General features: G+C 53.5%; 22 protein-coding genes and 1 other RNA gene. 5 read left to right on the plus strand and 18 right to left on the minus strand.

The genetic code is table 11. The annotated features are described in order from the left end of the window. Window positions 1-3: 3 nt before the first annotated feature. Entirely contained in the window at window positions 4-1,680 is a 1,677-nt protein-coding gene (locus Q0824_RS02780; RefSeq protein WP_298447327.1) for an AMP-binding protein, read from the minus strand. 185 nt (window positions 1,681-1,865) lie between these two features. Here Q0824_RS02780 and Q0824_RS02785 point away from each other — a divergent pair, with 185 nt between their 5' ends. Further along, window positions 1,866-2,357: a MaoC/PaaZ C-terminal domain-containing protein gene (locus tag Q0824_RS02785; RefSeq protein ID WP_298447329.1), complete on the plus strand. Its 492-nt coding sequence runs from the start codon at window positions 1,866-1,868 to the stop codon at window positions 2,355-2,357. Window positions 2,358-2,374: 17 nt separating this feature from the next. Here Q0824_RS02785 and Q0824_RS02790 read toward each other — a convergent pair whose 3' ends face one another. From Q0824_RS02790 to Q0824_RS02870, 17 genes are all read right to left on the minus strand, one after another. After that, entirely contained in the window at window positions 2,375-3,400 is a 1,026-nt protein-coding gene (locus tag Q0824_RS02790) for an AgmX/PglI C-terminal domain-containing protein (RefSeq protein WP_298447331.1), read from the minus strand. Continuing rightward, the gene (locus Q0824_RS02795) at window positions 3,397-3,774 is read right to left on the minus strand and encodes a hypothetical protein (RefSeq protein WP_298447333.1); all 378 of its coding nucleotides are present in this window, start codon (window positions 3,772-3,774) and stop codon (window positions 3,397-3,399) included. The genes Q0824_RS02790 and Q0824_RS02795 overlap by 4 nt, the downstream gene beginning before the upstream one ends. Further along, window positions 3,775-4,266 carry a hypothetical protein gene (locus Q0824_RS02800; RefSeq protein WP_298447334.1) on the minus strand — a complete coding sequence of 164 codons (492 nt, stop codon included), beginning with the start codon at window positions 4,264-4,266 and terminating at the stop codon, window positions 3,775-3,777. Further along, window positions 4,253-7,078, minus strand: coding sequence for a tetratricopeptide repeat protein (locus tag Q0824_RS02805; RefSeq protein ID WP_298447336.1), 2,826 nt, complete (start codon window positions 7,076-7,078; stop codon window positions 4,253-4,255). The genes Q0824_RS02800 and Q0824_RS02805 overlap by 14 nt, the downstream gene beginning before the upstream one ends. Then, entirely contained in the window at window positions 7,075-8,856 is a 1,782-nt protein-coding gene (locus Q0824_RS02810) for a hypothetical protein (protein ID WP_298447338.1), read from the minus strand. The genes Q0824_RS02805 and Q0824_RS02810 overlap by 4 nt, the downstream gene beginning before the upstream one ends. Before the next feature lie 338 nt (window positions 8,857-9,194). Then, a complete protein-coding gene (locus tag Q0824_RS02815) occupies window positions 9,195-10,373 on the minus strand; it encodes a VWA domain-containing protein (protein ID WP_298447340.1) in 1,179 nt (392 codons plus the stop codon). Window positions 10,374-10,395: 22 nt separating this feature from the next. After that, window positions 10,396-11,238: a MoxR family ATPase gene (locus Q0824_RS02820; protein ID WP_298447341.1), complete on the minus strand. Its 843-nt coding sequence runs from the start codon at window positions 11,236-11,238 to the stop codon at window positions 10,396-10,398. An 18-nt stretch (window positions 11,239-11,256) separates the two neighbouring features. Continuing rightward, window positions 11,257-13,143: a VWA domain-containing protein gene (locus Q0824_RS02825; RefSeq protein ID WP_298447343.1), complete on the minus strand. Its 1,887-nt coding sequence runs from the start codon at window positions 13,141-13,143 to the stop codon at window positions 11,257-11,259. 35 nt (window positions 13,144-13,178) lie between these two features. Further along, entirely contained in the window at window positions 13,179-13,523 is a 345-nt protein-coding gene (locus Q0824_RS02830; protein WP_298447344.1) for a hypothetical protein, read from the minus strand. Next, window positions 13,523-13,969, minus strand: coding sequence for a YcgN family cysteine cluster protein (locus tag Q0824_RS02835; protein ID WP_298447346.1), 447 nt, complete (start codon window positions 13,967-13,969; stop codon window positions 13,523-13,525). Before Q0824_RS02835 ends, Q0824_RS02830 begins: the two co-directional genes overlap by 1 nt. Next, window positions 13,966-14,259: a YcgL domain-containing protein gene (locus Q0824_RS02840; RefSeq protein ID WP_298447347.1), complete on the minus strand. Its 294-nt coding sequence runs from the start codon at window positions 14,257-14,259 to the stop codon at window positions 13,966-13,968. The genes Q0824_RS02835 and Q0824_RS02840 overlap by 4 nt, the downstream gene beginning before the upstream one ends. Next, window positions 14,256-15,404 carry an HRDC domain-containing protein gene (locus Q0824_RS02845; RefSeq protein WP_298447348.1) on the minus strand — a complete coding sequence of 383 codons (1,149 nt, stop codon included), beginning with the start codon at window positions 15,402-15,404 and terminating at the stop codon, window positions 14,256-14,258. The genes Q0824_RS02840 and Q0824_RS02845 overlap by 4 nt, the downstream gene beginning before the upstream one ends. A 43-nt stretch (window positions 15,405-15,447) precedes the next feature. Further along, window positions 15,448-16,050, minus strand: a complete 603-nt coding sequence (gene recR / locus Q0824_RS02850) for a recombination mediator RecR (protein ID WP_298447350.1) — start codon at window positions 16,048-16,050, stop codon at window positions 15,448-15,450. Between the two features lie 35 nt (window positions 16,051-16,085). Then, window positions 16,086-16,409: a YbaB/EbfC family nucleoid-associated protein gene (locus Q0824_RS02855; RefSeq protein WP_298447352.1), complete on the minus strand. Its 324-nt coding sequence runs from the start codon at window positions 16,407-16,409 to the stop codon at window positions 16,086-16,088. A gap of 3 nt (window positions 16,410-16,412) precedes the next feature. Further along, on the minus strand, window positions 16,413-18,269 hold the full coding sequence (gene dnaX, locus Q0824_RS02860; protein ID WP_298447354.1) for a DNA polymerase III subunit gamma/tau: 1,857 nt from the start codon (window positions 18,267-18,269) through the stop codon (window positions 16,413-16,415). 131 nt (window positions 18,270-18,400) lie between these two features. Continuing rightward, window positions 18,401-18,497, minus strand: an RNA gene (gene ffs, locus Q0824_RS02865) — signal recognition particle sRNA small type. A gap of 127 nt (window positions 18,498-18,624) precedes the next feature. Beyond that, window positions 18,625-19,266 (minus strand): 2OG-Fe(II) oxygenase, encoded by a 642-nt coding sequence (locus tag Q0824_RS02870; RefSeq protein ID WP_298447356.1) that lies wholly within the window; start codon window positions 19,264-19,266, stop codon window positions 18,625-18,627. Between the two features lie 110 nt (window positions 19,267-19,376). On the opposite strand from Q0824_RS02870, the gene Q0824_RS02875 reads away from it, so the two are divergent. The 4 genes from Q0824_RS02875 (at window position 19,377) to prsK (ending at window position 24,417) form a co-directional block, all read left to right on the plus strand. Further along, complete coding sequence (locus tag Q0824_RS02875) at window positions 19,377-20,303, plus strand: D-hexose-6-phosphate mutarotase (RefSeq protein ID WP_298447358.1); 927 nt, start codon at window positions 19,377-19,379, stop codon at window positions 20,301-20,303. A 20-nt stretch (window positions 20,304-20,323) separates the two neighbouring features. After that, entirely contained in the window at window positions 20,324-21,139 is an 816-nt protein-coding gene (locus Q0824_RS02880; RefSeq protein ID WP_298447360.1) for a lysophospholipid acyltransferase family protein, read from the plus strand. After that, window positions 21,139-22,098: an SDR family oxidoreductase gene (locus Q0824_RS02885; RefSeq protein WP_298447362.1), complete on the plus strand. Its 960-nt coding sequence runs from the start codon at window positions 21,139-21,141 to the stop codon at window positions 22,096-22,098. Before Q0824_RS02880 ends, Q0824_RS02885 begins: the two co-directional genes overlap by 1 nt. 159 nt (window positions 22,099-22,257) lie before the next feature. Continuing rightward, on the plus strand, window positions 22,258-24,417 hold the full coding sequence (prsK, locus tag Q0824_RS02890; RefSeq protein ID WP_298447363.1) for an XrtA/PEP-CTERM system histidine kinase PrsK: 2,160 nt from the start codon (window positions 22,258-22,260) through the stop codon (window positions 24,415-24,417). Window positions 24,418-24,444: the final 27 nt, after the last annotated feature.

Here is a 24,444-nt window from a genome sequence, read left to right on the forward strand (position 1 = left end):
TTATTACTTGTTACCCGGCTCGTCGCGCAGCTCACGGCGCAGGATCTTACCTACGTTGGTTTTCGGAAGCTCATCGCGGAATTCAAAGAAGCGAGGCACCTTGTAGGCAGTCAGTCGCTCACGGCAGAATTCTTTAAGTTCGTTTTCGGTGACACCCTCAGCTGAAGCAACCAGGTACACCTTAACCGCTTCGCCACTCTTGGCATCGGGAACACCCACTGCCGCGCACTCAACTACCTTCGGGTGGCTGCTTACCACATCCTCGATCTCATTCGGGTACACGTTAAACCCGGAAACGATGATCATGTCTTTCTTGCGATCGACAATGCGGATGTAGCCATCTTCCTGTATCACAGCAACGTCGCCGGTCTGAATATAGCCATCTTCAGTGAAGGATTTACGGGTATCTTCCGGACGCTGCCAGTAACCGCGCATAACCTGAGGGCCTTTCACACAAAGCTCACCGGGCTCACCCAGTTTTGTTTCGTTGCCATCATCATCAATAGTCTTGACCGACGTCGATGGTACCGGCAATCCAATGGTACCCAACTGAATGGCACTGCGGGGGTTGAAGGTAACCACCGGCGAGGTTTCGGTCATGCCGTAGCCTTCAGAGATCGGACAGCCTGTTACTCGCTCCCACATTTTTGCGGTGTCGCTGGTCAGCGCCATGCCGCCAGAGGATGTGAGTTTTAGGTGACTGAAATCGAGACCCTGGAACTCCTCGTTGTTGCACAACGCAACGAACAGAGTGTTAAGCCCGAGAAACGCTGTAAATTTGTGGTTCTTCAACTCTTTCACAAAGCCCGGGATATCACGGGGATTCGGGATCAGAATGTTGTGGCCACCGGCCTCAAGCATAATGCCGCAGTTCAGGGTGAACGAATAAATGTGGTACAGGGGCAATGGTGCAATAACGACTTCTTGCCCCTCTATTACAGTGTCTTCCATCATCGGACGAACCTGCAGCAGGTTTGCTACAAGGTTCGCGTGGGTGAGCATCGCGCCCTTGGCCACGCCGGTTGTACCACCGGTGTACTGAAGCACGGCAATATCGTCGGATTTGACCTGAACCGGAGTAAACGTCTCACGGGCGCCCGCGCTGAGGACAGCCGGCAGCTTGTGAGCTTGTGGTAGGTTAAACGGCGGTACCATCTTTTTCACATGCTTCACAACCGCATTCATCAGTGTGCGCTTGATGGGCGAATGCATGTCGGCAATTTCAGTAACGATTACATGCTCGATGCTGGTATGGGGCAGCACTTTTTCTGCGTTTTCAGCCATGTTCGCAAGTACTACCAATGCTTTGGCACCAGAATCATTAAACTGGTGTTCCATTTCGCGAGTGGTGTACAGCGGGTTGGTGTTAACCACAATCAAGCCAGCGCGCATGGCACCAAATACCACAACCGGATACTGACCCAGGTTGGGCATTTGTACTGCAATACGATCGCCAGGCTTCAGATCGGTATTGTTTTGCAGCCAGGCCGCAAAATTCCGAGTTTGAGTATCCAGATCGCGATAGGTGAGAGTTGCCCCGACAGCACTGAAGGCTGGGCGGTCAGCGTATTTTTTAACCGCCTGTTCAAATACATCCACCATGCTGCTGTATTTATTTAAATCCACGTCACGGGGAATACTGGCAGGGTATTTGTCTTGATAGAACTTCTCGAAATCCATCACCATCTCCTGTCTAGCGCTTCTATTTATAGTGATTCACGTACATCGAGCGACAGCCTGGTCAACTCGACATAAGTATCAGCCTCAAAAAAGTGGGGAGAGAATAGCAGTTTTGCTATCGATGAGGTAGTTTCAAACGCTAACCCAAACACCAGCACTCACACGCCTTGATCAGGGAGCAGATGATGAGCGACACCTTGGATACTCTTGAAAATATCACTTACGACGAGCTAAATCAGGGCGATACCGCAACGTTTACGCGATCACTTACAGAAAAAGAGCTGGTGTTGTTCGCGGCTGTGTCGGGGGATTATAACCCGGTGCACCTGGACCAGGATTATGCCGCCAGCTCTATGTTCGGCGAGCGTATCGCCCATGGAATGTGGAGTGGTTCATTGATTTCCGCAGCACTTGCCACCGTTATGCCAGGCCCGGGTACGGTCTATCTGGAACAGAGCCTTGCATTCAAGCGCCCTGTAAAACTCGACGACACGCTTACGGTTAATCTTACGGTGTTAAGCAAAGAGCCCAAAAACCGGGTGATCTTCCAGTGCGATGTAATCAACCAGAATAATCAAAAGGTCGTTACTGGAGAAGCCAAAGTCATTGCGCCGTCAGAAAAGGTGAAACTATACAAACCAACGCTCCCGAAAATTTCCATTGATGGCTACGACTGACCGTTCTATAAGCGGCATCAACCTGGAAGAAAGTCGATCGGAAACCTCACCTTTCGGGCTTCCACATTGGCTGCCCCAAAGTTAAAAAGCCGCACGCGCATTGCAAGCTTTTGTTCCAAAGCAGGATTTTCCAATTCTGAGCTAACAACCTTACAAGCAGACACTGAGCCGTCTGGCTGTATGACCAGCTCAAGCAAAACCTTACCGGCCAGGGTCGGGTCCTGTCGCAATTCTCGTTGATAAAGGGAATACAGAGCTGTTTTGCCTGAGTCAAACACTTGGCGGATGTTGCTCATTGCCCGCTCCCCCGCCGCAGGCTTCTGTTTGCCTACAGGGGCGCTTGCCACAGCCGGTTCGGGTTGAGGAGCAGCCTCAACCTTTCTTACGTCGTGCCCGGCAACTGCCACTTCAGCTAGTGGTGCCTGTGAATCGGTTACCCCACCACTGCCTTTAAGAGCATTGTCCCCCGGTATCACGCCAGCCTGAGCGCCACTTCCTCCGCTGGACACGCTTCCGGTGTTGGCCGTAATCACAGGCGCAGCTTCAACCGCTGGCTGTCGCATGGAAGCCAGTCGATCTTTCATGTTCAGCAAGCCAGATCGAGAAGCTTTTTCCCGCGCCTGCTCCACGCTCTGGGTTACCGTTTTTGGCGAAGGCTTTACCGGCAAGGGTTTGACGACCGGTTTTATCACCTGGGGTTCGGGGTTCGCCGGTGCTGGTTCAGGTACTGGTTCCGGCACCGGAGGCACAACCTCTTCTATTGGTTTGGGAATTGATTTTTTGATTGGCTCCGGTTTTACAAGCAATTTGGCGAGTTGGGGCGGCAGGCTCTCAGCCTTTTCCCGGGCGGGTTCAGGGACGTCCATCGCCGTAATCACAACTGCCAAGGGTATAAAAAGCAGAAGTGCCACCAACGTGATCACGGTCAGGCGCAGGCGTTCGCCCTCTTCCTTACTCCAGGACAGCGAAGACAAAACCACATTTCCCAACGTATGGGTCAAACCAAAACTACTGTTGGCTGGCATTGCATTCATAGCTGTCATCGCCGCGCTCCCGGTTGCCCACCAGAATTCACAACGCCCAGGCTTTGGCGAAATGCCCGGTGGCGTTCAAGCACAAGGGCATCGAGCGGCTCAAGCAGCTCCGGCACGGTGCTTTCCAGCTCTGCCCTTGGTCGGCGCGGCAAAGTGGGTGCCCGCCAGGGTAGGATAGTCAACACACGGGGTTCATCTTCCCCAACATTTGCAGAAATGCCTTCTATGCTCAATCGCGCAGGTGAGCGACTACCAATACTATCTGCCTGCACCGCACTTTCTGAGCCAGCGGCTGCACACAAAGAAGGTGCAATGAATGCAAGCCCCCCAATCAAGCAAAAAGGGGCGCCCTGGCGTATCAGGGCAGAAACACTGATCAACATTTAATCCAGCCTCCTTTCAAGATCTGCGATCCATCCGGTTACCTTTTTATCTTCGCTCTCAGAAAGCCGCTGGTAACGCTGGTAATGAACAAGTGCTCTGTCGAGATCGAGTAAATAGAGCTCGGAAATAATTGCGAGGTTGTAGTGCAGCTCTGCAACCTCCGGTGACAAATCCAACCCCTTTTCGAGCAACTCTGCGGCTTCATTAAAGCGGTTATCCTGTTTCAATAACAACGCCAGGTTATTGACCGTTACCGCGTCAGCGGGATTAAGTTCAACCGCCAGATTCCACGACTCAATCGCCGCAGGAACATCCCCGTTCTCGTAGGCGACGGAACCTTGCTGCACATGTATTTGAGCCTGCTGGGGATAAAGCACAGGCGGTTTGCTCTCAGGTTCCAACGGCTTAGCCGCACAGCCGAATAGCAGAGCCGTTGAAACCACCAGGAAAACCATGACCACAAGCCGAAGGAAAGCCTCACGCACCGTCATTACCTCCCTCAACAGACACACTCATCCACCGCAAAGACCTCTGATAACGACCCGGATGCAACTCAGCCAGAACATTCAGGCTCTTTTCTACCCAGACATTAAAGCCATTGGTAGCGATCCCCTGATGGTTTTCTGAGTGCAGTACGATTGCACGCTCTTCAAACGGGTAGGCTTCCTCTTCAAGCAACATGGCGTATTGCATCTGCTCGAGCTCGTTCAACTCAGCCGGCGCCGTGGAGGCCATTAAATCGTTAGCCATAACGCGATGAAGCTCAGCCCTACGATACAGGGATTCCGGTAACACCTCAGAGCCGCCAAGGGATTCGGCATTGCGGAAATAGGTTTGCGCTCTTTCCATAGCCATTTGCTTTTGAACCAATGATTTCTCAAGCGGCACATCAAGTTCAATTTCGGCAAACTCCGCCGCGGCTTCCGCACCAAGAACCAGAGCGCCCTGTGCTGCCCACTGCAAGGTTTGTTCTGAATGCCAGCGGCTTTCCAGTTCGGCAGAAACCAGTTCGACACGCCACTGTGCGGAACGACTATCGTTCTCTATCAAACGCTGCCGCATCGTCTGCAGGCGAACGTGCTCGTCGGCATCCACTGCGACAGGGTTGGCCGCAAGGTAATCCATGTATATGGCATCGCGGTGATCATTTGCTTCTGCCGCGTGGAACAATTCCGCTGCCCGAAGCTGGTAAGCCAAAGCATCTTCAGCTGTGACAACCGCCTGATCACTATACCCATCCGCCATATCCATCAGCTCCCCTGCTGCGCGAACAGGCTGGCTGGAAGCGGTGTAGGCCAAGACCAGTTTTTCGCCGACATCCGACGCCAGAGCGTGGCTTGGATAATCTGCCCTGAAACGATTCAGCTCGTTGATTGCCGCCTGCCATTCTGATGCTTTGAGCAAAGTATTAGCTGCATCAAAACGCCCTTTTATAGCTGTTTCCGAGCCAGGCAACACTGTCTCGATCCGCTGAAAATGAGCGACTGCAATCACAGGCTTACCCGCCTCGGCGGCCTGCTCACCCTGACGATAAATCGCCGTAGCAAGTTGCCGTTGCAGTTCTGGCTTTTCCTGTTTCATGGCGGCGGTTGCGGATGCACTTACAGCGAGAGCCAAGGCCTCACGCCAGGCTCTTTCGGCAAGGCCGTACTCCGATATATTTTGACGCACCTGAGCCGTAACCAACCAGCCGGCATAGCGCACCTCGGGCCCAGCTTGTTCGTGGGTAACGGCTCGCACAGCATAGTTCAAAGCCTGTTCGTTGTTGCCCTCCTCAAGCCAACGGGCGGCCACGTAAGCCAGCAACTCTGGCGCACGTGCGTCGGCACCATGCCGGGCCGTAAAACGATCCGTTTCGGCGGAGAGTTCGTTCAGGCCGGGTGTATAATCTGAAGCCACCAGCTCGCCACTCACACCCGCCCTGATTAACGCAACCGCTGCCCAACCGGCATCAGCTGTGTATTCGTAGCCCGGTACTTCGTAGGCTGCTAACCGATAATTTTTAAGTGCAGCCGGGTACGCCTCTGCCTGCAGCCACGCATCGCCAGCAAGACGGTAGAACTCTCCAGCAGCGGCGCTGCGGCTTGCCAAACCCTCATAGTAGCTGGCTGCTGATCCATAGTTGCGAACAGCCACACTGCCACTGCCGGCCGCGCCTTCTGTGTAGTAGAAATCAGCAAGAACCCGACTGAACTCTCGCCATTTTGTACGATAGTTCTCGTCAAGAACGGCGTAATCGCTTGGGACATTAAACAGAGCAACGTAGTCAGCCATGGCAGCTCTGGCTTTTTCCGGTTGGCTGGACTGGCGCCATACATCAACCACCTGCACCATAAAGCCAGCACGCTGTGGGTGTGAAGGGAAATACGCCGCAAAAGCACGATTGGTGGCCACACTCGCCTCTGCATCACCTTGTACCGCGTATAGATCCGCAAGGCGATCAAACGCCAGCGGTGTCCAGGAACGCAAAGGGGTCGGCTGTAGCCATGCCATCAAGGTTTCAGCACCCTTGCGTTGGCTGGCCATCAACGCAAGAATGCGAAGAGTGTCATCAATGCTATCCACACTGGATTCTGATACGTGATAAAGGCTCTCTGCATCGGGCAGTGATTCGTCCAGCACCGACACGAATCGTTTTCCAGCGCGTTCCCAGGATTGTGGCCCTTGTTTGTAGAGCGACCACCCAAGCATATAGCGCGCTTTGTTTCTCAGATCGCCAATATCGGCCTTTCCATCAACAAGATTGCGGTAACCTGCCTCTGCTTCGACATAGTTACCCGAAGAAAACGCGGATTCTGCAACACGGAACCGCGCCTCTGGAACCAGAGGGGAGTCCGGATAGAGCCCCACCAATTGATGAAGGCGCTTCACAGAGGCATCGTTCTGACCGGTAAGAGCATGGGCTTTGGCCATCTGGTACAAGAGCTCGTCCAGGCGGCCGCCGAACGCCCCCCGCTCAAGAATAGACTCATAGCTTTCGATGGCCTGCTGATACACTGCCGCTTCTTCTGCAGGGGTGAACCCTATGTCTTGGCCGGAACGGTCACGAATATTGGTCAGGCGGTTCAACGCATCCACTCGTACAGAGGGTTCATCCGTTGTGCTGAACAGTTTTTGATAGCGCCTGGCAACTTCTGCCGGGGAAATCGCCGGAAGCGGCCTGGTTTCAAATTTCAGGAATACCGGGCGCATATCGGCAATGGTTTCGCCATCTTTCCCCAGTTCTACCCGAAACGCTTCCTGGCCACTCACCACGCCACAGAACAAACAAAGCGGCAGCAGTATAGCCTTGAACCCTTTCATCGCGCCGCCCCCCCGATATCCAGTTCCTGCAATGCCAGGTATTCATAGAGATGCGCGATTTGCTGCTCGGTTTTATCCAGGGCAAAGACCATTTTTTGATCCTGAGCTGCAACAAAATCCAGCGCAATCTGGTCCAGAACGGCCTCGGTCGGAACACGCAAGGCTACAACGCTATCAAGGTGCGCAAGTGATGTTTCTCGCAGCCTTTCGCTGTCAGCAAGCAGTTGCCGAGGATTGTCAGAGCGATATTCTGCATTGCTGCCGGGCTGGGCCAACTCTTCTTTGATAGCGGTAATAAACACTCCAAGATCATGGATATTGCGCTGAAGGTCTACTGCCATTTGCGCGAGATCTGCAACCCGATCAACGGCTAACTGCGCAGCTGGTTGTTCCATCAAAGTGAGAAGGTAGGCCATGCGGGGCTGGGCGAGAGTGCGGCTGTCTGCAAGAAACCATTCCACTTTCGGGCTACCAAGTGTGGTTTTACCACCCCCTGCCACTGTGCTTCCTGCAGTTCCTGCGCTCTGGCTTCTTGCATCCAGCACTAATGCTTTGAAGGCGCCCTGTTCTTCAATCTGGCTCGACAGAGCCCGCAGCGTAACCCGCTCACCTTCATACGCTGCATTCGCTGCCAAATATGCTTCGCCCGCTTGGCCAAGATACCCGGCAAGATCATAGCCACGCCCCATTCCTATCCAGGCGTAAGCAACACCGGGGTATGCCAATGGGTATTTTTTAGCGCGATGCCAGCTCTGCATTGCGGCACGGTGATTGCCCTGCTCCGCCAATGCCAAGCCGTGCAAATAAAGCGCCTGGGGTGTTTTGTGGCTATCGAGTGGTATTTTTTCAAGGAAACCAATGGCCTTCTCATAATCTGAGCTTGTATAGGCAAGGTAACCAGCCCGCAGCAAAATGCGGCTGCGCAGTGCCGCCCTCCGCTGGGCGTCAGCGTCCTTGTCGGCCATGGCAAGGGCCACCCGCAACGCGACCAGAGCCCGTGAAGGTTTTAAATCGTTGCGCGCATAATCTGCCGAAAGATTCAGGTAGCCAACCGCAGACCAGTAGCCTTCATCCATAGTTGCAAGGATTTTGCCTGCGCTTTCGGCATCGCCACTGGCCCGGGCCACTTCGGCTTTTTCGTAAAGTTTTTGTTGGTGTGATTTTGAGGCAGTACCGCTTTGAGTACCTGAATTCCAGCCAATGGCGGCGTTGGGAGATTGCTCAAACTCAACAAATGAAACATGGGGTTCGTAATCAGGCGCCCGGGCTTCAACGGCCATCTCCAACCGAAGTTCGCCCGGTCGTTTCTTGAAACTGTGTAAAGATTCTCGGCGCACAAAACGGTCATTGGCTGCCCGGGCCGTAATCACGGCCTTCAGTTCGTGAGTGCCATTGACCAGATTCCCCATGAACAGCTTCTGTATTCCGCCCTGCTTTAAGGCACCGTTTTCATTGGGAGTATAGAGTTGAGAAACCGCAGGTTTTCCGTTAACAAACAAATCCACCGAATCCAGATCCAGTCCGTTCTGGCTGCCTAACGTCAGGAATAGCGAAATTCGGGTATCAATCAGTTGACGCACTTTTTGTTCAAGCTGAGCGATGTCTTTTTCAGTAGCAGAGGTTTCTGTAGCGAGTGTGCCGATTTCATCATCGAGGGGTGCAGCTGCAACCGGAACCAGAGCGTTTAGCAGCACCACGATCACGCTGACACAGAATGCCGCAATGAATCCACTTCCCTGGCCGCGCCGGCATCCTTGTGTTTTATGTTGGCCAAACATAAGCCAATTGCCCCCACCGTCTCTGTAACAAGCTGATGGGAAGAGTAACACTTGGTAACCGGGAAGAACGGTATGCAGATCACCAAATCGGAATGCAGAAATCTGGCGATCGTGGGCAAACTCCATGCTTGGTAGGCGTCGAGTTATTTAACACACCGCCGCTGAGTTGCGAGTGTGATCGAAATGAGAAAGCGCTCTTGATTCTTATAAGCAGATGATTAATGAAGACTTTATCTTTCTGGCCTTATATTTGCTCATAATAAAAAGCGGGGATACGTTGTTAACGCCCCCGCTTGATATGCCGAGCTTTGCCGATGTCTCAACCGCATCGGCTTTTTTTATTTGCTCAAATGCTTCATGGCCGATTCCAACCCCTCAACCGTGAGTGGATACATGTGATTATTCACAAGTTGCCGCGTCATCGCCAAGGAGCCACCGGTACCCCAATATCCTTCAGGTAACGGGTTGATCCAGACCACCTTTCGGAAATGATCGCTGATGCGCTGAAACCAGGTAGCACCGGCCTCCTGGTTCCAATGCTCGATAGATCCGCCTGCATGGGAAATTTCATAGGGTGCCATGGTGGCATCGCCCACAAAAATCACCTTATAGTCTGGCGAGTACTTGTGAAGGATATCCCAAGTGCTGGTTGTCTCATTCATGCGCCGGATATTGCTCTTCCACAGGCTTTCATACACGAAGTTGTGAAAGTAGAAATACTCCATGTGCTTGAATTCCATACGTGCAGCGGAGAACAGCTCTTCGCATACCCGCACATGGGGATCCATGGAACCACCCACGTCGAAAAAGATCAGTACCTTGACCGCATTATGGCGCTCCGGAACCATTTTCAGATCCAGATAACCTGCGTTTCGTGCCGTTGAACGGATGGTATCATCCAGATCCAGCTTGTCTGCCGCACCTTGGCGCGCGAACTTCCGCAAACGCCGCAGCGCTACCTTGATGTTACGGATACCCAGGGTGACGCTGTCATCCAGATCCTTGAACTCACGTTTTTCCCAAACCTTGACAGCACGACCGTGGCGGCCCTTCTTTTGCCCAATCCGGAAACCTTCAGGATTGTAGCCGTCGGCACCAAAAGGCGATGTTCCGCCAGTGCCAATCCATTTATTGCCACCCGCATGGCGCTCTTTCTGCTCTTCCATGCGTTTCTTGAAGGTTTCAATCAGTTCCTCAAGGCCTCCCAGCGAATCAATCTTGGCCTTTTCTTCGTCTGTCAGGTTTTTCTCGAACTCGGCACGCAACCAGTCATCGGGAATCAACGCTTCCAGCATCTGATCGAGATGTTCGATGCCTTCGAAATAGGATTTGAAGGCCAGATCAAACTTATCGAAGTGTCGCTCGTCTTTCACCAAGCACAGTCGCGCCAGATAATAGAACTCTTCCATATCCGCAAACGCCAGGCGCTGCTGTAGCGCCTCAAGCAGATCGAGGAATTCGCGCAGGCTGGCAGGCACCTTGGCCCGCCGCACTTCGAGAAAAAAATCAATCAACATAAAACCGCACTCTTGCCGAATTTCAGCCGCGACGGCGGGCCATAAACGCCAGTTTTTGCAGCAGGTGTACGTCTTGCTCGTTTTTTACCAGCGCACCGTACAGAGGTGGCAGCGCCGAGCTGCTGTCCTTATCCTGAAGCATCTTGGCGGTCAGTTCGTCTGCCATCAGCAGCTTCAGCCAGTCAATCAGCTCAGAGGTAGAGGGCTTTTTCTTCAGTCCCGGCACTTTACGAACATCAAAGAAGACCTCCAGCGCATCCCTCACCACCTGCTCCTGAATACCCGGGAAATGTACATCCACGATGCTCTTCATGGTGTCGTGATCCGGGAAGCTGATGTAGTGGAAGAAGCAACGGCGCAGAAAGGCATCTGGCAGTTCTTTTTCGTTGTTACTGGTGATTACGATGATCGGGCGCTTCTTCGCCTTCACGAACTGCTGGGTCTCGTAAACGTAGAATTCCATGCGGTCCAGTTCCAGCAACAGATCGTTAGGGAACTCGATATCTGCTTTGTCGATCTCATCAATTAGCAGAACAACCTGCTCGTCAGCCTCGAAAGCCTCCCAAAGCTTACCCTTCACGATGTAGTTGCTGATGTCTTTAACTTTCTCATCACCCAACTGAGAATCCCGCAAACGGGACACCGCATCGTACTCATAAAGACCCTGCTGAGCCTTGGTGGTAGATTTGATGTGCCAGGGAATCAACTTCAGACCCAGCGAGCTGGCCATTTCTTCCGCCAGCAGGGTTTTGCCGGTGCCGGGCTCGCCTTTGATCAACAGGGGACGTTGCAGCGTAATGGCGGCATTCACGGCCATTTGCAGGTCATCGGTGGCTACATAATTTTCGGTACCGGTAAACTTCATGGGTAGAATTCCTGTTGGTTACTTTTTCTGTTCATCATCCGGTTGTTCATCCGGATCATCAGGTAAATCGTAGTCGGGTAGATCGTCGAATTCAGACAGGTCAAAGTCATCAAGGCCGAGCTCTTCGTCATCGTCGTCTTCCGCTGGCTCCGTCAACTCGGGAATCACCTCCTCAGGCTCAACCAAAGTTACCGCAACGGGTATATCTTCTTCTGGCTCTGGCTCCGGCATTATTATCGGAGTTTCCGCTTCGATATTTGCCATTTCCTCCTGCAATTCATTCAGGCCTTCAGCTTCTTCATCGGTTGTGACATCGGCTGAGGATCCATTGCGGCGCTTGCGCATCAGCAGGAAAATCAACAATGCGAGAGCCAACAAGGCTCCGGCGCCTGCACCAATCACCCATAACGGCACTGACAGCTTACCTGGCTCGTCTTCCAACTCAGCTTCAGCCAAAGGTTCTGGCTCTATTTGGGCGGACGGCTCAACATCAACCTCAGGCTCCAGAGCTGGCTCGGGCTCGGCGACCTGTTCTTCTGCCGCTGGGGCGGGTGGTGCGCTTTCGGCCTCTTCAGCCATGCTTATATCTATCGGGGCCCCAATGGTGGATTCAACCATTCCCGTAGGCACTATAAATTCGGTTGTGGCAGTAAATTTTCGGGCGAAGGTTTTACCGTCTGCAACAATGTCTATCCGGTACAAGCCTTCGGCCGGCAGCTTGCTGATGGTATCCGTGTATTCGCCATCCGCAGGCGGCTCGTCGCCAGAAAGCGATTTTCTGCCCCTGCGGCCGTCTTCAGAAGTCAGGCTGAGTGTCACACTCAATACGTCGAGAAAATCAGGATTGGTTACCTTTTCCGCTTTCTCAAAAAATGCCACCCCGATATCCACAGGCGATTCAGCGGTGAACGTTGCCGGTATGGGGCTAACTACCATCCTTAGGTCACTGACCACCGTAACACGGCTACCCTCACCCAACTCGCCGGTTACGCGCCACTCGCCAGCGGCAGGGTCGGTAATGGTCACCAGTTCGTATGCCGCTTCCCGGGCCCAACGCACGTTGTCGGGCTGTGCAGAATAGAGAAGCGTTTCACCATCAGGCTTGATCAGTTCAAACACCGCAGCTGTGTTCTCGCCCTGCTCTGGATCCGCTTCCGCTGCACCGCGAAAAATTAACGCGGTGAACTCTTTTACTCCCGCATCAACAATGAACGCGTTGCCTTCAATCGGTATCTGTTCCTGGGGTGCAGCGGTATTCAGGGCATCAAGAAACGCCAAATTGAGAGATTCTGCGGAATCCGCAATACGGAAACTGCCGTTTGATTTCTCCGCAAGGGTTTTCAAAAAAACGGCATCGGCCTGGTCTGACAGGCCAACTGGGTGGAAGGTCGCACCTTTAGCCACAAGGCCACCCAGCAGCTTGCCAAGAATGCGCGTCTCCTCAGCCTGATTTACGTCGGCGCTGTCCGAGATGTCCACTTTGCCGTCTGTGAGCAGGATGAAGTGGGTGTTGTCGAGGGTCCCACCGGTTACATAACCGTCGCTGGCAACTTCAATGGCTTTGCCAAGATTAGTACGCAATGCCACGGAGTTTATTTGCCGCGAACGATCAACCGCCAGTTGGCGCCAGGCGCCGTCTACCTGCTCATGGGAAACCAGCATGTTGACGTATTGGCCAAAGGTCCACACACCGGCGGTACTGCCTTCGGGGATAACCCGGGCCAACAACCGTACGGCAGGTTGACGCAGATTATTGGGGTCGGTTTCCTTCATGGAGCCTGAGATGTCCACAATAATGCGGACATCCGGGCGCTCTGGCAGCGCCAGTTTTACGGCCTCTTGTGCCCACAACGTTGCGGGCAGCCATAAAACAGTGAAAAAAATCAGCGTCAAAAATCTTGGCATTGTTTTTCCCGGGAGATTAAATGGGGGGGGGGGGTTCAGCGTCGGGATAGTCGATAGCGAACCAAATCCAGAACCCAGACAAGTAGCATCACAAGCCCCCCAATGCCCAGGTTGAGCCACGCGCGGCCTGCGTTATCTGCATCACCAAGAATCATCTCATACCCTCCGAACAGCCATGCGGGTATCCACCAACCCGCCAACTCGGGGGACTCTACGGGTGTCAGCAACACAGCCACCAACGCAGCGAGCAGCAGTGTGCGCAAACCGTATAAAGGTAAAAAGCGGAACAGTTTTTTCATCATGTAAAAAAACACGACGAAGGCTATGGCATAAGCGCCCCAAAAGACGGCGTAAGCAGTTTGTGCGTCAGTATCGATCATTACAGAACCCAGTGAATAATATGTTCTTCCCAGTTTTCTTCTGCCACTTTATCCTCTCGGATTACCTTGTGGCGTATGGAAACACCGGCTTCGTGTACCGTATCCGGGCTCCCGCTACGAAGCGGGTGCCAATCGGCTAGCGGCCTTCCCTCTGCCAGAGTGCGATAAGCACAGGTATGGGGAAGCCAATGGTAATCGCTCACCCTATCCGGTGTCAGCACCGTACAACCTGGCACTTTTTCAAGCCGGTCGGTGTAAACCGTACACTGGCATGTGTCTTCATCCATAAATCGGCAAACCAGATCTGTATGGTAAACCTCGCCCGTGTCCTCATCTTCCAGCTTATTGAGGCAGCACTTACCGCAGCCATCGCACAGCGACTCCCATTCCTGCTGTGTCATCTCGTTCAGGCGTTTACGCTGCCAGAACGGGATTTGGGCGATCATGAATGATTCATTCCCGGCTTCGTGCGAAAGTCCACAACGTACGAATCCTGCTCTTCAGGCATTTGCAAAAAGAAGTCTTTTTCTTCAATCGCCTTAAGTACCTGCTCACCACTGCTTCTTGCCAGCTTGCGCTCCGGCGTCATGACCAGATCCATTGAGTGCACAGGGGTGCCAAAAATGGATCTCAGGCTTTCAGGCAATTCTTCCCACTTCTGCCCACGACGAACAAAAATATAGGTGTCGCTTTTTTTGCTGCTTCGAAAAACAGACACAAATTCCCGATCTTTCATGATTGCAGGTAATCCTCAATATCGTTCATTACCGACGCTAGAATTTTCGTGCGCCAGCCAGCAAAAAACGGGCTTCCAGTCAGGCTTCCTTCCTGAACAACCTTCTCAAGCCGCTTCCTAGGTGCAAGCAATTCAATTGGAATATCAGCAGCTTCCGCCGCCTTTCTGAAAAACCGTTTAAGACCCTTAAAGTAATCCTGCTGATCTCTGGTTAGCGGTGGCGCGATACGTTCGAGCCCGGACGTATCGGCATCTAGCCCATCTTCAACAAGCTTGAGCAAAGCCTCACCATAACGCCGAACAACGCCACCGGGTACGCCCTGGATATCAGAAAGCTCGCTGAGGGTTGTGGGCATTCGCTCTGCAATAGCAATAAGCAATGGATCTGCCAGCACCCTGCCCCGTGGACGATCACGCTCTCTGCTCTCCAGTTCTCGCCAGACAACCAACTCCTTTAGCACAAGCTGTTGTTCAGCCGTTAAGGCCCAGCCGCCGCGCAATCGCAGGTAATGATGATGGGGGTTGTCCTGCCCCGCTAGCTCATCGGCGAAGCGGGTTGACTCCTCAATCAGGGCCGCCTCAAGATCCCTTTCCCTAAGGTGGCCGACTACCCACTCGTGCATGGGCGCCAGAAAACGTATGTCTTCAATGGCATAACGTTGCTGTGCTTCGCTCAAGGGGCGAGAAATCCAATCAGACCGGGTAACGGATTTATCCAGCGCCTCACCAAACAGCGTTTCAACAAGCCGCGCGTAACCCAGTGAAAAGCCAGCGCCAGCCATTGCAGCGCCGATCTGTAGGTCCACGACCCCCTTTGGGTTGATCCCCAGCCAGTCACGAAAGAGCTCAAGATCTTCACTCATGGCATAAAGCAACTTGGTTACCGAAGGGTCCGCCAGAACCTCCCGGAAACGGGTAGACTTTTCTGCCACGCCCGGGTCTACCAGGCAAAAGCTATCGCCAAGCCCAAGCTGAACCAGCCCTGGTATGGGGTAAAAAGTGTTTATCCGCTCAAATTCCGTATCAAGAACAAGCGGTACACCGGGAGCACTGTCCAGCCATTCGTTTAATGCCTCCGGTTGTGAAATCCATGTGATGATTTCAGGAGCTGGAGGAACGTCAATAGCGGTTGCAGGAAGAGTCATAAAAAAGGCCAGTCAATAACGCCGTACAGGCGCCAGTGCGGAGTCAGTCCAGCAGAGGTTTTCTGCCGCGAAACGCATGTGTGAGAGTAAATCCGTCAACGTAACCAAGCTCACCGCCTACCGGTATGCCATGGGCAAGGCGCGTAATCAATATGTTGGATCCATCGAGTCGATCAGAAATGTAGTGTGCAGTAGCTTCGCCTTCCACCGTCGGGTTGGTAGCCAGAATGAGCTCTGTTACGCCTTCTGAGCGAACCCGGCGTAAAAGCCGTTCAATGCCAATCTCATCCGGGCCGACACCGTCTATTGGAGACAAGTGCCCCATAAGAACAAAATAACTGCCCTTGTAATCTCCCGCTTGCTCGATGGCCAATAGATCCGAGGGGCTTTCCACTACGCAGAGTGTGCCGTTGCTACGCGCCGGATTTTCACAAATACCACACACTTCGGTATCGGAGAAGTTTTGGCAGCTTTCGCAGCGGCGGACCCTCTCCATGGCGTTGCTCAACGCATCGGACAACCGCGTACCACCGGAGCGGGCGCGCTCAAGCAAGTGGAACGCCATGCGCTGGGCAGTTTTCTGACCAACGCCAGGCAAACACCGAAGAGATTCGACAAGTTCATCAACCAGTGGGCTGAACGCCATGAAACTTCCTCAAACTGCAGAGCTGAATAGAGTCTTTAAAATGGCATCTTGAAGCCGGGGGGCATACCCATTCCAGACATCATGCCCGACATCGCATCCTTCTGGTTGGCCTCAACTCTGCGCACTGCATCGTTAACCGCCGCCGCCAGCAAGTCTTCCAGAATATCCTTCTCTTCCGACATCAGGGAGGGGTCTATCTCCACCTTACGGACATCGTGACGGCCGTTCATGGTCACTTTCACCAGGCCCGCGCCGGATTCACCGGTAATTTCAGCTTTCGAAGCCTCTTCCTGAGCCTTCTGCATTTGTTCTTGCATCTGCTGGGCCTTTTTCATCAGGCCGCCCATATCTTTCATCATGTGTTATCTCCTGACTGCTTCTGTCGGTTTGTCCTGTACTGGCCGAATACTATCTTCAACTACCCGCGCCTCAAACCGTTCCACAATGGATTGCACCAGTGGGTCGTTACGAATGGACTCTACCGCCGCGTTTTGGCGCAACACCCGCTGGCGTTCTTCAAAAGCCGCTGGCGTGTTCGGGCCAGGGTCGCCCTGCTCTATCTTTAATTGAATGGCGTCGCCAAAGTGATTTCTCAAGGCGGCCAGTATTTTTTCTTCATGCCTGGCATTCAACAGCCGGGCATGGCCAGTATCTATCAACAGTGTGATGGTATCGCCGCTGCGTGACATAGCACCATTGCCAGCGAGGTTGCCGGGCATTCCTACAATACCGAGGCTGCGAAAATCTCGCTCCCACACAAACTCGCCATCTACAACTGGTGCATCCTGAACTGAGGCTATGGGTGTTTCGATTGGCGCTATTTCTGGCTCTGGCTCTGGCTCTGGCTCTGGCTCAGGCTCAGGCTCAGGCTCAGGCTCAGGATATTCTGGCTGAGATTCCGCTTGAGCATCAAGGCTGGCTAACCATGCATCATCGGAAGGCGCATCGGCGTATCCCTCTGGCTCGTTTTCCTGAGTAGGCGCCGGCTCTGGGGCAGATTCAGGCTCTGGAGCCTGGGACTGCTCGATTGCCTTCGGCTGAGGTGCTGCTGCAGGCGCAGGCTCAGGTTCGTCTCTTGACTCTCCCTCAGCAGCAGAGCCCGCATTACTCACCGCGGGAGGTGCACGTCGATCAGAACCGGGGCGGAAGGCCAGCATGCGCAGCAGTGTCATCTCAAAACCCATGCGGGCATCGGGCGTAATGGCCAGATCCTTTCGGCCGATTAGAGCAGCCTGATAAAACAACTGGGCGTCTTCCGCACTGAGTTTGCGAGCCAGGGATTGCACTTGAGCGGCATCACCGAGCGCGTTATCGGCACTTCCTGGAACTACTTGTTCCATGGTTACCCGATGGAACAGCGACAACAGGTCCGCGAGTATAATGCTGTAGTCCGGGGCAAAGTCCGAGATACGGCTGATTTCGGCCAGCAATGCCGGGCCGTCCCGCTCTACCAGAGCATTGACAATCCGCTCAATATCCCGTTGATCAATGGTTCCCAGCATGCTGCTGACATCGCTGGCAGAAAGCTTCTGGTTACCGAATGCAATCGCCTGATCCGTGAGGCTCAGTGCATCTCGCATACTGCCGTCGGCGGCGCGAGCCAGCAGCCACAGAGCAGGCTCCTCAAAGGGAATTTTTTCAGCCGTAAGAACGTGCGTAAGGTGACCGGCAATATGCTCAGGCGTCATGCGCTTGAGGTTAAATTGTAAGCAGCGTGAGAGCACGGTTACGGGCAGTTTCTGGGGATCGGTGGTCGCCAGCAGGAACTTCACATGCTCCGGGGGTTCCTCCAGAGTTTTAAGGAAGGCGTTAAACGACTGATTGGTGAGCATGTGCACCTCATCGATGAGGTACACCTTATAGCGACCGCGACTGGGTGCGTACTGAACGTTATCCGTGAGCTCCCGCATATCATCCACACCGGTGCGGGATGCAGCGTCAATTTCAATCAGATCAACAAACCGGCCTTCCTGAATTTCCACACAGCTGGAACAGGTTCCGCATGGGCGTGGTGTGATGCCGGTTTCGCAATTAAGACACCGGGCGAGCAGGCGCCCAATGGTGGTTTTACCAACGCCACGGGTGCCGGTAAACAGATAAGCATGGTGCAGGCGCTGGTTTTCCAATGCGTGAATTAACGCCTGGAGAACGTGTTCCTGGCCCACCATGTCTTCAAAGGTGCGAGGGCGCCATTTACGGGCAAGTACCTGATAGCTCATGATCCGCCAAATGCTGAGAAAAACGCCTGCAACTTTAGCATGGACACGGATTTATAAGAAGTTATAAGGCGCAGGAATGAAAGCGAAAGGAAGGATTTCTAAAGGAAGCCTAAAGGCAAAACTGGGGGTGGCCCCACCAGCGACACTCCGGCACACAATTCCACCGCTGCGGCTGCTCCCTTCCGGGCCTGACCGGGTTCGCGGTTTCATGTTGCGGAGGCACCAATGGAGCCACCATATCGGCGTTTCAGGACAAACTTCCCGAAAGCGGCGCGAATCTTAACAAAAGGGTTTAAGGACTACAACGGCAAATCCCCAACACCGTCGAATTGGCGCCAGATATTGCCGATATCTATTAGAGAAGTGCCGACAAAGGCAACGGAATTACATCCTGGCGAAACCAGCACGCAAGGCTGTAGCGGGTACGATGAGCTTCCAGAACCTCATGACGGATCTCCTCACTCATGAACAGCGCCACTCTTCCCTTTTCGGGCAATACCAGCCCGCACACCTCGTTCGGGTTTTCCCGATTAAACACCTGAAGCTCCCCGCCATCCAATGGTTTCCAGTCGTCATTCAAGTAAAGCACCAAGCTTACAATGCGAGACGCCCGCCCCTGAAAGCTGTCCACATGGGCCTTATAAAAATCACCGGAATGATAGGTTGCATAATGAGCCTCAAACCGCCTCAAACCCAAAAACAACCGCTGGTTCAGCTCCATACGCAGGCTCTCGAGAAGGCCGAACAGCGCCACCTGCGGCTCAGACACACCTTGCAACCAGGCAATTTTGTCGCGGCGTATGGAGCGATCCCGAATGGGCGCAATACCCCGCCCTACGCCTGCTCGTTTAAGCGCATCATTTTGATCAAGAAGCATGATCTCATCCTGAAGCGAGCGCAAAAGATCCACCCCGAACCAGGGCGCAGCATCAAAGCTTATCCAACCCCGCTCGCTGAGGCCCCAGGCAAGCTCATCAAACCACTGTATTTTATCCAACGACATTTCCTATTAGGCCGAAAGCTATTGTATGGGCAAGAGTCGCCCACAACACGGTTTTGATTTACTCTTTCAGTACGCAGATGCACTTAAGCACGGAACAGAGCCTTATGTCTGAAAGCAGCAATAAGCCGCCCTTATCCCTCTCCCCGGGCCAATGGTCTTTTATCCGCTGGAAGACAATCGGGCAACTGGAAGCGCTGGAAGTTCACCACCCACTGTTCGAAGCCACCCTGTTTCTACAGGGTGCACATCTCACCCGGTTTGCCCCAAAGGACGAACAAGACTGGCTATGGATGAGTCCGACCGCCCGATTCGAACCTGGCCGAGCGATACGCGGCGGCATACCCATCTGCTGGCCCTGGTTCGGCGACCCCGCCCGCAATGCGCCGGAGGTACGAAAACGGGTAAAAACCCAAGAACCCCACGGGTTTGGCCGCACTGCTTTGTGGAAGCTGGAGGATGTAAGCGAAAGCGCCCATGAAGTAGAAATATCCCTGTCGCTGGATGCAAACCAGGACTTTGACGACATTTGGCATGGTCATGCCCTGGCGCTGCTCACGTTCAATTTTTCTGTACGGGGCTACCAACTAGCGCTTACCACTACTAATCCCGGCAGTGAGCCCCTCGCCTTCAGTCAGGCACTGCACACCTATTTACCAACAAGCGATATCACACGCTCACGGGTTCTGGGCTTAGGGTGTGCCCACTACATCGACACCCTGAAAAACTGGGAATACTGCACTCAGGACGGCCCCGTCTATTTTGATGGTGAAATCGACCGGATTTACGAAAGTGGTGAATCGCTAACCGTAGTGACACCCAACGCAAGCCGCAAGCTTACCGCCATTGGTAGCGACTCTACTGTGGTATGGAACCCCGGCCCGGACAAAGCCTTAAAGCTAAGCGACTTCCCCGACCCTGCCTGGCAGACAATGCTGTGTGTCGAAACTGCCAATGCAGCAAGCGATTATAGAGTGCTTAATAGTGGTCAGAGCCACACACTTGGCGTTCTCATCGGGCGTGGCAAAAACTGACAACAATAAAGGGAGTGCGCATGAGCTTGTTGTCCTTTGTGAAATCCCTACTGATCTCATCGGAACTGGACGAACAAATAAACCGCATCCGAAAACCCATAGGCACACTGGGTTACGACCCCTGGGGCTATAATAACGAGGCCGTCAAATTCGGGTTCTCGCTGGTTAAGCCGATTTACGAAAAGTACTTTCGCACAGAAGCCCATGGCGTAGATCACATTCCCGCCGAGGGGCCTGTTCTGATTATAGGCAACCACAGCGGGCAACTCCCGATTGACGGCATACTTGTTGGTTATGCCCTGGCCTCCCGCAAGAAAAACCCCCGCATCCCCCGCGCCATGATCGAACGCTTCTTCCCGACAGTGCCATGGCTGGGCAACCTGTTGAATGAAGTGGGCGCTGTACTGGGCGACCCGGTGAATTGCGCCAGAATGCTTGCCAACAACGAAGCCATCATAGTGTTTCCGGAAGGTGTGCGCGGCTCGGGAAAGCTTTACCGGGATCGTTACAAACTCCAACGCTTTGGCGTCGGGTTCATGCACCTGGCCATGAAATACAATGCGGCGGTCGTGCCTGTTGGCGTAGTGGGCTGCGAAGAAACCATACCAGCCATCGCCAACATCAAGCCCTTGGCCAAAGCTTTGGGGGTGCCCTACGCTCCGGTTGCACTGCCAATCGTACTGCCCGCCAAGGTTCACCTGAACTTCGGCCCGCCCATGTACTTTGAGGGCGGAGACCTTTCGGATGCCGAAATAGATAAACGCGTTGAGAAGGTAAAAACACAAATCAACCGCCTTATTGAAAAAGGCCTGACAGAAAGAAAAAGGTTGTTCTGATGAAGGCTCATACTAGCCAGCCACCCAAGCCCAACGTTCTGGTGACAGGCGCCGCCGGGGCGCTCACCCAGCAAGTGATTGAGCGGCTACGCAAAACGTGCAACCTGGTGGCAGTCGACGCCCGTAAACGAGTCGAACTTGGCGACGACATTCCAAGCTACTGCATCGACTTCAACAAGCGCACATTCGAAGACCTGTTTCGCCGTTATAAATTTGATAGCGTTATCCATTTGGGTCGTATCCGCTCAAGCCAACTCTCCCGCATGCGGCGCTACAACGCCAATGTGCTGGGCACGCAAAAACTGCTGGACCTCAGCCAAAAATACGGCGTACGCAGGGTTGTTGTGCTTTCCACTTACCACGTATACGGGGCCATGGCCTATAACCCGGCCTTGATCAACGAGTCCGCACCCCTCAAAAGCGCAGGCTTAAGCGCCGATCTGATTGATTCGGTAGAGCTCGAAAGCCTTGCAAGCATTTATTTGTGGCGCTATCCGGAGTTGAACATCAGCGTTCTCCGCCCTTGCAACATTGTCGGGCCCAGCGTGCGTAATACAATGGGCAGGCTACTTGCCAGCCCTCTGGCACCAGTAATGGCTGGCTTCTCCCCCATGATGCAATTTATACACATAGACGATATGGCAGATGCCATAGTGTTGGCGAGCCAAAAGCCAACCCGCGGAATATTCAACGTGGCACCCAGCGATTGGGTAGCCTACCAACGAGCACTGGATCTGTGCGGCTGCACACGAATCCCCATCCCGTCTATTCCCCCGGTATTGCCTCGATTGATTCTGCGCACCATGGGGCTAAAACGCTTCCCTGCCTACCTGATGGACTTCTTCAAGTATCCGGTGGTGATAGATGGAAGAGCCTTTGAGAAGGAGTTTGGTTTTACGCCAAAGCGTTCACTTAAGGAGATTTTCCGGTTTTACAAGGACAACAAAAAGCCTTTGTAGGGGTGGAAGCAGCCCAACCGCAGAAACCCCACCAACCCCCGCACACATGTCGCTTAAGGACATACACAGCCTGCCTGCATGTCCGATGGTGCCTCATAGGAGTTGCACAGAACCGCTGCCCACCTCAAACTACACCTATCCATGGAATAGGTAGATTGCATGCTTCCAGATATGAGCGTGATAAGCCACGGCGCGGCGGCTGTGGTATTTGCAATACTTTCGGTGCTTGTGGGCACTCGCTATCTGCGTCGCGACATAGACCGGGCTTTGTTCCTTGCTGCCACGGTTACCGCACTGTGGGCATCAACCCTCGTTACCCAGAGCCTCTGGGGCCACCCCGGCTTTTTTATTCGCTACCTGTTGGAACTACTCCGCGACACGGCCTGGATTCTCCTTCTGTTCGCCATGTTGCGAGATACCTTTCGGCAGGGCCGACTCAGTGGGCAAATAAAGAAATTCCTTGGGGGCGCGACAACGGTCCTGCTCATGACACTACTGCTCCTCGGCAGCTTGGAATTCATATTTGACATCGCCTTGGTGAATGGTAAAACCAAACTCATCGGCCAGATTACACTGTCGCTTCTCGGTCTCTCCCTGGTAGAACAAATCTGGCGCAATGCCCCCGCGTTCGGGCGCTCAAGCATGAAGTATCTGTGCATCGGAACGGCAACCATTTTCATCTTCGACTTCCTGATGTACGCCGATGCATTGCTCTTTGGCTCAATTGCCGATTCGTTCTGGAACGCGCGAGGCTTCGTAAACGCTGCACTGGTTCCGCTGTTTGCAATCAACGTAGTCAACACGCGCAAACAACCGATCGATTTCCAACTATCCCGCTCAGCGGTATTTCATGCCGGCACGCTAATCATGGCCGGGGCTTATCTACTGCTGCTTTCTGTGAGCGGATATTACGTGCGCATTCTCGGTGGCGACTGGGGCGAAGCCTTACAAGTGCTCCTGTCTGCCGTTGCTCTGGTGTTTCTGGCCACGCTGGTCCTCTCCCGCCGGATTCGGGCAAAACTAATGGTTTTGATCAGCCAGAACTTCTTCGATTACAAATACGATTACCGTGAAGAATGGCTAAAACTGACCAAAGAGTTGGCGTACCTGAGTGATGAGCCCCCGTTGGAGCAACGCGTTATTCGCATTCTGGCGGAGTTGGTGGAGTGCAACGCCGGCGCTATCTGGCTTAAAAGCGACCAGGGCTCCTACACACTCAGAGAATCCGCAAACCTGGCCACACCCAGATACACCGTTATCGATGAAGATGCCGAACTGGTGCGCCTGTTTAACGAGAAAGAATGGATCGTCAATCTCGACGAATACAGAGCCGACCCGGTGAGCTACGACCTGCTGGAAATTCCTGACGCCATTGCCAAAACTCCAGACGCCTGGCTGATCATCCCCCTATATCTCAGCAACGAACTCTACGGCATAGCAATGATTGGCCAACCTTATGCCCGGGTAGACCTCAACTGGGAAAACTTTGACCTGATTAAAGTGGTCGCCCGACAAACCTGCAACCTGTTGGCCCAAGCCGACGCGCAGAACCGACTATCCCGCGCCATGCAGTTTGAGGCCGTCAGCAAAGCGTCTGCCTTCATGGTGCACGACCTGAAAACAGTCGTCGCGCAACTGACGTTGCTGGTCAACAATGCCCAGAAACACAAGAACAACCCTGCGTTTATTGAAGACATGATCAACACCACAGACCATGCGGTTCGCAAAATGTCGAATCTGTTGGCCCACATTCGCAAACCAGCAACAGACGACCTGGAAATTAACAACAAGCTGGATCTGACAGAGCTGGTAAGCGAACTCGTTGAGCACTACAGCAAGCAACAACCGGCACCTGTACTCGATGGCGCCGAGCCACGAATAATTGTCAAAGCCGACGCCGAACAACTAAGAAGTGTGCTTGGCCACCTTATTCAAAACGCCCAAGATGCCACCCCTCCAGACGGGGAAGTCAGCCTCTCGCTAAAAATTGCCAAGGGCAATGTTGTGCTATTTATCCAGGACACCGGTTGCGGCATGAGTGACGAATTCATTAATGACCGGCTGTTCAAAGCCTTTGAAAGCACCAAAGGGCTCACGGGCATGGGGATTGGCGCCTACCAGGCGCGGGAATACATTCAGAAACTGGGTGGAAGCATAGATGCAACCAGTGAACCCGGGGTAGGGTCCTGTTTTTCTGTGCGGATACCGCTAGCGGAAAAATCGGAGCAGAGTAGCCAGGCAAATAAGCACCTGATTACCGACCTACCGAGCCCCGGGAATTCGTCAACTAAATGGCGAATTTGCACAACAAGTGAATAGATCATTGCAAAGTGTCAATGTTCGGTT

It is taken from the genome of uncultured Marinobacter sp., from assembly GCF_947488835.1.
Lineage (GTDB): Bacteria > Pseudomonadota > Gammaproteobacteria > Pseudomonadales > Oleiphilaceae > Marinobacter.